Source organism: Idiomarina sp. 29L (assembly GCF_004123135.1).
In the GTDB taxonomy this organism is placed as follows: domain Bacteria; phylum Pseudomonadota; class Gammaproteobacteria; order Enterobacterales; family Alteromonadaceae; genus Idiomarina.
The window spans coordinates 545,274-557,869 of the sequence record NZ_SDJS01000001.1; the positions used below are offsets into that span (position 1 = coordinate 545,274).

At 45.6% G+C, this 12,596-nt stretch carries 7 protein-coding genes and 1 tRNA gene; 7 read left to right on the plus strand and 1 reads right to left on the minus strand.

The window, feature by feature from the left end:
• Positions 1-2 precede the first annotated feature (2 nt).
• The 7 genes from EST55_RS02730 to EST55_RS02760 all read left to right on the plus strand — a co-directional run bounded on the left by EST55_RS02730 (position 3) and on the right by EST55_RS02760 (position 12,400).
• Positions 3-1,385: a sodium-dependent transporter gene (locus EST55_RS02730; RefSeq protein WP_129496410.1), complete on the plus strand. Its 1,383-nt coding sequence runs from the start codon at positions 3-5 to the stop codon at positions 1,383-1,385.
• An 11-nt stretch (positions 1,386-1,396) separates the two neighbouring features.
• On the plus strand, positions 1,397-2,851 hold the full coding sequence (nhaC, locus tag EST55_RS02735; protein WP_100692123.1) for a Na+/H+ antiporter NhaC: 1,455 nt from the start codon (positions 1,397-1,399) through the stop codon (positions 2,849-2,851).
• 19 nt (positions 2,852-2,870) lie between these two features.
• Positions 2,871-5,459 carry an aminopeptidase N gene (pepN, locus tag EST55_RS02740; protein ID WP_129496411.1) on the plus strand — a complete coding sequence of 863 codons (2,589 nt, stop codon included), beginning with the start codon at positions 2,871-2,873 and terminating at the stop codon, positions 5,457-5,459.
• Between the two features lie 22 nt (positions 5,460-5,481).
• Complete coding sequence (locus EST55_RS02745; RefSeq protein WP_100692121.1) at positions 5,482-5,706, plus strand: DUF2835 family protein; 225 nt, start codon at positions 5,482-5,484, stop codon at positions 5,704-5,706.
• A 198-nt stretch (positions 5,707-5,904) separates the two neighbouring features.
• On the plus strand, positions 5,905-10,752 hold the full coding sequence (locus tag EST55_RS02750; RefSeq protein WP_129496412.1) for an NAD-glutamate dehydrogenase: 4,848 nt from the start codon (positions 5,905-5,907) through the stop codon (positions 10,750-10,752).
• Positions 10,752-11,756: a quinone-dependent dihydroorotate dehydrogenase gene (pyrD, locus tag EST55_RS02755; RefSeq protein ID WP_129496413.1), complete on the plus strand. Its 1,005-nt coding sequence runs from the start codon at positions 10,752-10,754 to the stop codon at positions 11,754-11,756. Before EST55_RS02750 ends, pyrD begins: the two co-directional genes overlap by 1 nt.
• An 89-nt stretch (positions 11,757-11,845) precedes the next feature.
• A complete protein-coding gene (locus EST55_RS02760) occupies positions 11,846-12,400 on the plus strand; it encodes a cell division protein ZapC domain-containing protein (RefSeq protein WP_129496414.1) in 555 nt (184 codons plus the stop codon).
• An 82-nt stretch (positions 12,401-12,482) separates the two neighbouring features.
• Here EST55_RS02760 and EST55_RS02765 read toward each other — a convergent pair.
• Positions 12,483-12,559: transfer RNA gene (locus tag EST55_RS02765), tRNA-Met, on the minus strand.
• Between the last annotated feature and the right edge of the window lie 37 nt (positions 12,560-12,596).

A 12,596-nucleotide genomic window follows, 5' to 3' on the forward strand; every position in this document is an offset into this window, starting at 1 on the left:
CAATGACAAACAATCAGACAATCTCAAGCCGCTGGTCAAGCCGGCTCAGTTTCATTCTCGCATCTTCCGCTGCCGCTGTTGGTTTGGGTAACATTTGGAAGTTTCCGTATGTCATGGGAGAAAATGGCGGCGGTGCTTTCGTTCTTATTTACCTGCTATGTATTCTGGGAATTGGCATCCCTATCATGATTGCCGAGGTCATTATTGGTCGTCGAGGTCGGCATTCACCAGGGTATGCGGCAAAGTCGGTTGCGCAGGAATCAGGAAAAAGCTCTTTCTGGCAAAGCGCTGGCTGGCTAGGTATGCTGACGGGTTATTTAGTGCTGAGTTTTTATGCCGTTATCGCGGGCTGGGCGTTAGCTTATGTATTTAAAGCCGGACAAGGGTTATTTGAAGGTGCTTCAGCAGAACAGGTGGGTAGTGTTTTCACCGGGCTATTGTCGTCACCGGGCGAATTGATGTTATGGCACAGCCTTATTATTATCGCGACAGTTTTAGTGGTTGGCAACGGCGTAAAAAATGGTTTGGAGCGCTCTGTCCGCTTGCTATTACCAGCCATGATTTTGCTGCTTGTCGGCATCGCCATATACGTCGGCAATATTGGTGACTTTTCTGCAGCAATAACCTTTATGTTCGAACCCGACTTTAGCAAGCTCTCGGTAAACGGTGTGATGATTGCCTTGGGACATTCGTTCTTCACATTAGGCTTAGCGTCGGGTGTGGTCATTATGTACGGGGCTTACTTGCCCCGTGAAACATCGATAGTACAAACCAGCCTCTGGATAGCCGTTATTGATACCATTGTTGCGTTGCTGGCCGGCTTAGCAATATTTCCTTTGGTCTTTGGCTTTGGGCTGCCCCCGAGTGAGGGGCCTGGTCTTATTTTCACCACGTTACCTTTGGCATTTGCGGAAATGCCTGCTGGCACACTGCTTGGTACCGTATTTTTCATTATGCTTGTTATAGCGGCTTTTACATCGGCTATCGCAATGATTGAGTCTTCTGTTGCTTTTGTAGCAGAGAAGTTCTCTTTAAAGCGCTGGCCAGCGACGCTTGTTTCCGGTTTTGTGCTTTGGTTATTAGGGCAGCTAACCATTCACTCATTTGCAGGGAGCGAATGGGCTCAACTTAGCGGTGAGTGGCTGGGTAAACCCATTAACTCAATTTTTGATATTATTGACCTTTTGACGTCCAGTATCTTACTGCCATTAGGCGGGTTGTTACTGGCTATTTTGGCTGGTTGGGTGATGAAAAGAGAGCTCAGCGAAAATGAATTAGACAGCCACAAACCGGTTTTTGACATTTGGTTGTTGTGCGTTAAATACATTGCGCCCGTAGCCATTATTATTATTTTCTTGCAGTTAATTGGTTTTATAAAACTTTAGGTTAAAAATTAATGAGTCATACAACAAAACAACCAAGTTTATTCCAGGCGTTAGTTCCACTAATGGCGCTGATTGTCATGCTGGCTTCGTCCGTTTATTTATTCGGCGAGGACTCGTCTTATGGGCCTAACCAAATTGCGTTATTAGTTGCATCCGGCATTGCCGTTATCATTGGTTTTCGCAATGGTTTTAGTTGGTCGCAAATAGAAGAGGGTATTACTGAAGGTATTTCAGTTGCGCTAGGCGCTATGCTAATCATTCTTGCGGTTGGCTCATTAATTGGAACCTGGTTGTTATCGGGTACCGTACCAACGCTTATCTATTTTGGTCTGGAGCTCTTAAATCCCGGTCTGTTTTATGCCGCGAGTTGTATTATTTGCGGTATTGTCGCGCTTTCAATTGGTAGCTCATGGACAACGGCTGCGACCATCGGTGTGGCATTAATGGGGGTTGCTTCCGGTATGGGACTTGAACCTGCTATTGCCGCAGGTGCGATAGTTTCAGGGGCGTATTTTGGTGATAAAATGTCACCGCTCTCCGATACTACGAACCTGGCTCCTGCAGTTGCAGGCACAGAGCTGTTTGCTCATATTCGTTACATGGGATACACCGCAGGCCCAGCGTTTGTAATATCCGTTATCATTTTCCTCATTCTCGGTCTAAACGCAGATACTAACGTTAGCCTTCAGCGATTAGAACAAATGCAAACCCAACTTCAGGCAACCTTTAACATTGGCTGGGAAATGTTGGTACCACTTGCCATACTTTTATACTTAGCAGCAACCCGTAAACCGGCATTACCTACCGTATTCTTTGGTGCATTATTAGGTGGTGCCTGGGCGCTTATTTTCCAGCCTGAGATGGTGACGCAAATTGCTGGTGAAGAAGGTTGGGTAGCTTCTCTGAAGGTAGTTTGGCTTGCGTTGTCCGATGGCACGATCGTTAGTACAGGCAGTGCTAATCTGGACTCTTTGCTAAGTGGCGGTGGTATGGTGTCCATGCTCAATACTGTTTGGCTCATTCTTAGCGCAATGACGTTCGGCGCTATTATGGAAAAAATAGGGCTGCTTGAGCGCTTTATTCGGGGCATGCTAAAAGCCAGCAAGTCGGTTGGTTCATTGATTACCGGTACGTTATTTACTTGCTTTGGCGCCAACGTCTTAACCGCTGACCAATATATGGCTATTGTCTTGCCTGGTCGTATGTTCAGAGAAGAGTACGAGCGCCGAAATCTTGATCCACGCGTACTGTCTCGTACGCTGGAGGACAGTGGTACTATTACGTCAGCGCTAATTCCGTGGAATACCTGTGGTGCTTATATGTTCTCGGTACTTGCGGTTAGCCCATTCGAATATGGTATCTTTGCGTTCTTCAACTATTTAACACCGCTAATTGCGGTAGTGTTTGCCTATACCGGCTGGACTATTCTCTATAAAAAGCCAGAGCCAGAAGAAGCAACGGCTTAATCAGTACTGAAAGGAAGTTATGACACAGTTACCGAAAGCGAAGTATAGAAAAGATTATCAACAACCCGAATTCACTATTTCAACGGTTGATTTGACCTTTGAGTTACACCCTGAAAATACTCAGGTCACTAATGTCATGAAGGTTGAGCGCCAGGGCAACCACAGTAAGCCGTTGGTGCTTGATGGCGAAGACATAACGCTGAATAGCGTCAAAGTGAATAATGAGGTTATTCCAGCCGAAAAGTGGAAGATTGATAACAACCAGTTGATACTCGATATCGCACTCGATAGCTTTGAGTTAACCATTGAAAATACAGTAAACCCAAGCGCTAATGAAGCGCTTGAAGGCTTGTATTTAGCTGAGGGTACTTACTGTACTCAGTGCGAAGCCGAAGGGTTTCGCCGCATCAGTTACTTCATGGACCGTCCTGACGTCTTGGCAACATACCGCACAACTGTCATAGCCGATAAAGACGGGTACCCGTATTTGCTCTCAAATGGTAATCGTGTTGAATATCAGGAACTGGACAATGGTAAACATTTAGCCGTCTGGGAAGACCCCCACCCAAAACCCAGCTATTTATTTGCCTTGGTCGCAGGGAACTTCGATTTGCTGGAAGACCAATTCACAACCAAAGACGGCAGAAACGTTGAGCTTCAGCTCTTTGTTGATAAGGGAAATCTACATCGAGCACCACACGCCATGGAATCGCTTAAAAATGCCATGAAGTGGGACGAAGAGCGCTTTAACTTAGTGTATGACCTCGACATTTATATGGTTGTTGCTGTCGATTTCTTTAATATGGGTGCGATGGAAAACAAAGGCTTAAACGTCTTTAACGCCAAATATGTATTAGCAAATCCGGAAACAGCGACAGACCAGGACTTTTTGAACATTGAATCGGTTATCGGTCATGAATATTTTCATAACTGGACGGGTAACCGGGTGACTTGCCGTGATTGGTTTCAGTTATCGCTGAAAGAAGGTTTAACTGTTTTTCGTGACCAAGAGTTCAGTTCGGATTTAGGCTCTCGCGCAGTCAATCGCATTAACGATGTGAAGATCATTAGAAGCCATCAGTTTGCAGAAGACGCGAGTCCAATGGCGCATCCTATTCGCCCGGATAAAGTTGTTCAAATGAACAACTTTTATACTGTCACGGTGTATAACAAGGGCGCAGAAGTCATTCGTATGATTCATACCTTGTTAGGCGAAGAGGGTTTTCAAAAGGGCATGGCGCTGTACTTTGAGCGCTTTGACGGCCAAGCCGTTACTTGTGAAGACTTTGTTGCCGCCATGGAAGACGCTAACGACGCAGACTTCGGTCGCTTTCGCAACTGGTATTCACAAGCGGGCACTCCAACCGTTGCCGTAGAGCAAGCGTACGACTCAGCAACAAAAAAACTGACCTTAACCTTGCGTCAGGACACGCCGGCAACCCCTGGACAAAAAGAAAAAGCACCTTTTCATATTCCGATTAAATGGTCGGCATACACGTTACAAGGCCAGCCATTGGAGTTGTCCGACGAACACTTAATTCACCTTAAAGACAATGAGCTCACACTGAAGTTTGAAGGTGTTTCAGAGCAACCCGTTTTGTCGTTATTCGAGAATTTCTCAGCCCCTGTGAAAGTAAAACGTGATATCAGTGACGATGAGTTACGAGTATTAATGGCACATAGTCAAGATGAGTTTAGCCGCTGGGACGCAGCGCAAACTTTGTTTGCTCGGATAGTAGAGCAGGCGATATCAAATGACGCGGAGGTTGAGTTAGACGATCAAACGGAGACGTCTTGTCGTAACTTACTGCTCGGTGACAGTGATCCGGCGTTGATATCGTTAGCTTTAACGTTGCCAAGCCCTGCAACTATTGGTGAAAACTTTGAGGTCATTCCAGTTGAGAACATCAACAGAAGCTTAGATAGTCTTAAGCAAAAACTGGCGAGTGCATTAAAAGAGGACTTTATTCGCGTCTATAAACGCAGTACAACCCGTCATCCTTATGAGTTATCGGCTCAAGATATTGCTGCACGACAACTCAAGAAAGTCTGTTTGAGTTATCTCGCATTAACTGATGGTAATAATGACCTAATTGAGCATGAATTTAATCAGGCCGATAACCTGACTGATCAGCTAGCGGCGCTACAAGCTGTGGTTTGGTCCAATCATTCGTTGTCGAAAACGTTCCTGGACGCTTTTGATAAACAGTGGAGGGGGGAAAAGTTGGTGATGGACAAGTGGTTCAGTACTCAGGCGGTTTCTAATAGCGAAACTACTGTCGAGCGGGTTACTGAGCTCATGTCTCATCCGGACTTCAGCATTAAGAATCCAAACCGAGTTTATTCGTTGCTGGCGGCTTTCTCACAGAATCAGGCTCAGTTCCATCGGGCGGATGGTAAGGGCTATCAGTTGGTTGCAGAACAAATTAAAGTATTGAATGACTTTAACCCTCAGGTAGCATCACGGCTATTATCTGCGTTTGTTAGCTGGCGTCGCTATGACGAAAAACGTCAAGAGCTAATGAAAGCCGAGTTGAAAGGCATTCAGTCTTTACCGAACTTAGCCAGCGACTTGTTTGAAAAAGTCGAAAGTTGTCTAACTGAATAATTATTTAAGGCAGGCAAGTAACGTGATCATCGAGTATGTCTTTAGTTTGTCAATGAGCTATCAGGAATACTGTGATGTTTACTACAATAAAGGGTTTCAGCAAGTCGTTGTAACCACTGATAATGGCACGCGGGTCGCTATTCCCGCGGGCCGCTTTATAAAGTTTATTGATAGCCAAGGCATAAGAGGTCGCTTTCGCTTACAAGTCGATGAAAATCAAAAATTTGTTGATTTAAGTCGCATTTAAAGACTTCCATTCAGTTAAATAACATAGTTATTTCTCAATCCCCGAAATATCTGGTCTAAACACTGGTTTTTAATGCGAAATAGCGTTGAAAGCCTATGATAAATGTCCGACAATAACATCAATCATAGATTCATTGGCCGCGGGCCGCATTTGGCTTGCCTGCGACGTTTCACCAACAACCTCAAGGACTCTGTAATTATGTCGTTGGTCGATAGTCAATCTCCGGTTTTACTGGAAAAAGTCGTTGAATTGATAAATAAGAAAGTTCCAGCTCCTCAGGCGCATTTAGTTGCAGATTTTGCCAAACGGTTATACCGAAACATAGCGAGTGATGATTTAACCAATCGTCACGACAGCGATATGTACGGTGCTGTCTTAGGGCTTTGGCATAGTTTTAACGAATATACTCCGGGCGATAAAGCACTCATAAAAGTTTATAACCCAGATGTGCCAACTGATGGTTGGGAATCGCCGCATACTATCGTCGAAATTATCCAAAGCGATATGCCGTTTATGGTCGACTCAGTTCGCATGGCGTTATCGCGTCTGGGCATTACATCACACTTGCTGTTGCATATGCCGATTAGCCATAAGCGCGACAAGAGCCATCAAGTTACAGAGTTACAAAAGCCGGGCACACGTAGCAACGATAACTACGTGGATACCGTATTTTTAATCGAAATTGACCGTCAAACCAGCAAAGAGGAAATTAAAACACTGAAAAAAGAGCTGGTTTCTGTCATGGAAGAAATTAGCCTTGCGGTGGAAGATTGGAAGCTCATGCGTGAGCGTTTACAGGATGTCGCTAAAGAGCTCGATAACGATTTCTACCCAGGTGACAAAGTCTACAAAAACGAAGCGAAAAAGTTTTTAAAGTGGCTAGCCGACGACAACTTCACATTAACTGGTTACCGTAAATACGAGCTCAGCCCTGTAAAAGGTGACTATGAGCTAAAACAAATTAAAGATTCCAGTCTTGGCTTAATGAAGAACTCGGTCAGCGATAAAGGCCGTCTGGTCTCATCGCTGCCGGAAGATGCCCGTGAAATCATCCAGAATGATCGATTGTTGCTGCTGACGAAGACGAATTCTAAATCAAGAGTTCACCGCCCAGCGTATTCTGACTATATTGGCATTAAACGTTTCAATGAAAAGGGCGAGGTTATTGGCGAGCACCGTTTTATCGGGCTTTACTCTGCCAGCTTCTACAATAACAGTACCTCCGATATTCCCCTGGTCAGTGAAAAAATCTCTCGCGTGTTGGAAATGTCAGGTTTTGCGCCACAGTCTCATGCGGCTAAAGCGTTACTGAATATTTTGGAAACCTATCCACGTGACGAGATAGTACAGGCTGAGGAAGATGACTTATTAGAGGTCGGACTTGGTGTGCTGCAAATGCAAGAGCGTGATATGACGCGGGTGTTCTTGCGTCGCGATATCTTTGGTCGTTTTATGTCGTGCATGGTGTACGTACCTAAAGAACGCTATAACACTTTACTGCGTGAACGTACGCAAAGCATTTTAGCAAGAACGTTCAAAACGGAATACGATGTTGATTTTACAACGTATTTTTCCGAGTCATCGCTGGCAAGAACCCACTATACGGTTCGCTTAAGCGATAGTCATCAGATGATTAACGTGAAAGATTTGGAGCAAAACTTGATTGAAGCAGCACGCACCTGGGAAGATAACTTCGAAAGAATTCTGCAGTCAACGTATGGTGAAGCTCAGGCGACACGACTCAATAAGCGTTATTCTTCCGCGTTCCCACGCGCCTACAAAGAAGATGTTCTGCCATCGGTGGCCATTTCAGATATTAAGCAGCTTGAGTCGCTAGACGACGATCACAAGCTGGGTATGGTGCTGTACCGGGCTCAGGAAGAAAAAGATGACAGCAAACATCTGCATTTAAAGCTATTCCATAAAGACGAACCGATTCATCTATCTGACGTGCTGCCAATGCTTGAGAACTTTGGCTTGCGTGTCATTGGCGAAAGCCCGTATCAAATAAAAGCAGCTGACGGCAATGTATTTTGGGTGCTGGATTTCCAAATGCTTCATACGGCTGGTTCACTTGATTTAGAAGAAAGTCGCGAAACCTTCCAGAATGCTTTTGCCAAAGTATGGGACGGGCAGCTTGAAGACGACGGCTTCAACCGTTTAGTGCTAGGGGCCGGGATGAATGGCCGCCAAGCGACCATTTTACGTATGCTGGCTAAGTACATGCGTCAAATTGGTACCACTTTCAGCCAAAGCTACATTGAAAGTACATTCAGCAAATACCCGTTACTGGCTAAATTGGTTGTAAAAATGTTCTACACCAAGTTTGAGCCAGGCACAAAAGACGTTGATAAAAAGCTTGAGGCGTTGCACACGCGTATTAATACCGAGCTGGATAACGTTGCTAACTTAGATGATGACCGTATTATTCGTCGTTACGTCGAGTTAATTGACGCGGCGCTTAGAACAAACTTTTTCCAAAGTGATGAAGGTGGCAAAGACAAACCTTATATCTCACTGAAGTTTTTACCGGAAATGGTACCGGAAATGCCGTTACCATTACCGAAGTTTGAAATTTTTGTTTACTCACCGCGTGTTGAAGGTGTTCACTTACGTGGAGGTAAGGTAGCCCGTGGTGGTCTGCGTTGGTCCGACAGACGTGAAGACTTCCGTACTGAAATTTTAGGCTTGGTCAAAGCCCAGCAAGTGAAGAACACCGTTATAGTTCCGGTCGGAGCAAAGGGTGGCTTTATTTGTAAGGCGCTACCGGAAGACCGTGAAGGCTTCATGGCAGAAGGCCAGGCGTGCTACAAAACTTTCATTCGCGCATTGCTGGATATTACTGACAACATTGTTGAAGGCGAAATTATTCCGCCTAAAGATGTTGTGCGTCATGACGAAGACGATCCGTATTTAGTTGTTGCAGCCGATAAAGGCACCGCGACATTCTCTGATATCGCTAACGGCATTTCTGCTGAGTATAATTTCTGGCTGGGTGATGCGTTTGCCTCTGGTGGCTCAGTCGGTTATGACCACAAGAAGATGGGGATTACCGCACGTGGTGCCTGGGAATCAGTTAAACGTCATTTCCGTGAAATGGGCATTGATTGCCAAGCTACTGATTTTACCTGTGTTGCTGTCGGCGATATGGGTGGTGATGTATTTGGTAACGGTATGCTGTTGTCGAAGCACACACGCTTGCAAGCAGCGTTTAACCATATGCATATTTTCATTGACCCTGAACCAGATGCAGCCAGCTCCTGGAAAGAGCGAGACCGCCTTTTCAAAATGCCACGCTCAAGCTGGGATGATTACAACAGAGAGTTAATTTCAAAAGGCGGCGGAGTTTTCTCGCGGAGCGCGAAAGCCATCGAGCTGACACCTGAAATTAAAAAGATGATTGGCACCAACAAGAAGTCCATGACACCGAACGAGCTGATCAAAGCTTGCTTGACCATGGAGGTCGATCTTATTTGGAACGGCGGCATTGGCACTTATGTTAAAGGTAAAGCGGAAACCGACACTGACGTCGGCGACCGCGCAAATGACGCGTTACGTGTTAACGGCCGCGAACTCAAAGCAAAAGTTGTGGGTGAGGGCGGTAACCTTGGCTTCACCCAACTTGGTCGTATTGAATTTGCGCAGAAAGGTGGACGCATTAATACCGACTTTGTCGATAACGTCGGTGGCGTCGACTGCTCGGATAACGAAGTTAACATTAAGATTTTGCTGAACGGTTTGGTCAACAGTGGCGATCTAACACAGAAGCAGCGTGACAAGTTACTGTATGACATGACTGAAGAAGTCGCTGAGATTGTTCTGGATGACTGTAATCGTCAAACGCAGTCGTTATCGGTCACAGCGCTGCGTGGCGCTGATCAAGTTAAAGAGTTGCAACGCTTTATCCATCAGTTGGAACGTGATGGCGCACTTAACCGCCAACTAGAGTTCTTACCGGATGATGATGAACTTGCAGAACGTCAGGCGTCGAACCAGGGCTTAACTCGTCCAGAGCTTTCAGTATTGACCGCTTACGGTAAAATGGTACTGAAAGAGCAGTTGATCACTGACGAGATCACTGAAGATCCTTACCACGCGCGTGAGCTGTTTGATTCGTTCCCGGAACCACTGCGTGAGCGCTTCGCTGAAGCAATGACATCGCACCCGCTGAAAGGGCAAATCATTGCAACTAAGCTGGCCAACAACATTGTTAATGACATGGGGCCAAACTTTGTATTCCGTAAGCAAGAAGCAACAGGTGCCAGTGTTGCGGAAGTTGCGTCTGCTTATGTTGTTGCTCGTGAATGTTTTAAAGTTGAAGAGCTAACCGACAAAATTGAAGCGCTTAACAACAAAGTCCCAGCGGAAGTTCAGAACGATGTTCTATTCCAGCTACGCCGCATGGTACGCCGCGCAACGCGTTGGTTCTTGCGCCATCGTAACCCAACGTTAAACGGCATCCAGGAACATTTAGATTTCTACATGGGCGCGTTTGATGACCTTCGCAAAAACTGTCTGAAGTACATGATTGAAGACGAAGCGAAAGTTATTGAAGAGACCATTGAGAAATACAAAGAGCATGGCTTCCCGGCTGAACTCGCTAAGCACGTAGCTAGCTTGAGTACGATATTCTCTGCAATGGACTTAGCTGAGGTGGCAAATGATAGTGGGCAAAACCTGAAGACGGTTGGAACGCTGTATTTCCGCTTAGGCGCAGAACTGAACTTGCACTGGTTCTTAACGCAAATTAATAACCAGCCTGTTGCTAATCACTGGCAAGCATTGGCGCGTGCCGCTTTCCGTGAAGAGCTGGATTGGCAGCAACGCTCGCTAACGCAGGTCGTACTAAAAGCAACGTCTGATGCGAAAGATCCAGAGAATATGATAAGCGAATGGGTCGAGAAGAACGAAACCTTGCTGTACCGTTGGCAGCAAATGCTTTCAGACTTCAAAACCACTAAGAGTCACGAATTTGCTAAGTTCTCAGTCGCATTACGTGAATTAATGTTGCTTAGCCATAACTGCGCACCGAAAGTGTCCAGCTGATGTACGGAGTCATTCGTTCATGGCTGTTTCGCCAAGATGCCGAGCGCACGCATGAGTTTGCGCTCGGTGTTTTAAAACGCTGGTATAACACGCCTTTATCATTATTTTGGAAACAAAGTGTTCCAGAGAAGCCCAGCGAGGTAATGGGTATTCGCTTTCCCAACCCAGTTGGTTTAGCTGCCGGGTTGGACAAAAATGGCGAATGCATTGACGCTTTCGGCCAAATGGGGTTTGGCTTTATTGAAATAGGGACTATCACGCCGGTGGCACAGCCGGGTAATGACAAGCCACGCTTATTCCGATTAGTAGATGACGAAGCAATTATTAATCGAATGGGTTTCAATAACGAAGGCGTCGATAAGCTGTTAGAGAATGTAAAAGCGACGTCTTATAAAGGCGTGCTTGGTATAAACATCGGGAAAAACAAAGTCACTCCTGAAGAAGAGGCCATTAACGATTATCTCATTTGTCTCGAGAAAGTTTATCCATACGCTGATTATGTCACCATTAATATTTCATCGCCGAACACGCCTGGGTTACGAAACTTACAACATGGCAGTGCGTTGGATGACTTGCTGACGACATTGAAAAACTCTCAGTCAGAGCTGCATAAAAAGCACGGTTGTTATGTGCCATTGGTGGTAAAAATCGCGCCTGACTTAACAGGCGAAGAGATTTCAGTAATGGCAAAGTCGCTGCTTAATGCCAATATTGATGGTGTGATCGCCACGAACACCACACTGTCCCGTGATCATTTAACCGACTCACAAGCGTCTGAAGCCGGTGGCCTTAGTGGGCGTCCGTTGCAAGATAAGAGTTCCGATGTTATTCGACAACTGCACAGTGAGTTACAGGGTAAAATGCCCATTATTGGGGTAGGGGGTATCAATAGTGCCGCTGCTGCTAAAGAGAAATTAGCTGCCGGAGCAAGTTTAGTTCAGGTGTATACTGGGTTTATCTATCACGGCCCCAAACTTATTAAAGACATTGTTAACGGCTTGTAATAGATACTTGAGTCTAGTATCTTTAGCCGTATATCATTAGTCGCATTCGAATCATTTCGCTCATACAAGAAGAATAAAAGGGCAACAGCGTGGAATCACAACCGCATTGGTTATGGCTATACAATCAAGAGTCTGGTGAGCTTTTTGTGAAGCTTTCGGAAGACGATTCTCGTCAGATTGCTTATAAAGCCAGTCAGTTGGTCAATATCCATTTTGAAAATTCAGAATTAGATATTGAAGATGCGAGTGTGTTCCAATCAACTACCGAGTTATTAGAAGCTTATCCTAGCGACAAACTCCCATGTGCTATTGATAATGCAGCATTGCATGCAATGGCGTGGAATCGCTTTGGTCGCCCTCAAATGCCGCAAAGTTGGCACTTTCAGAAGTCAGACATAAGCGAATGGCCAGCCGAACGGCGTTTGTGCGAACTCAATTCCGGGTTCGACCAGGGGGTGTTTATGATAATAGACGCGGATGATGAGTTTGCGTCCTGTGTCTTACTTGACGAATCAATGCAACTGTCTGCGATTAAAACCATGCGGCAGTTCCAAGTCATAAAGGTCACTTTAAATCGCTTATTGCCTGCCACTATTGACTTAGCAATGTCATCACAGTCCTCTTGGGGACAACGCTTAGCATAAGCGTTATTGCTTTAAACTTCAGAGATTCTTTTTGGAAGTATGTCCGGAAAATTATTTAGGGAAATTATCTTAGAAAGGAAATTGGTTGCGGGGGCAGGATTTGAACCTACGACCTTCGGGTTATGAGCCCGACGAGCTACCAGACTGCTCCACCCCGCGTCCGATGAGGCGAATACTATACCTGTCCCCCCCTTAG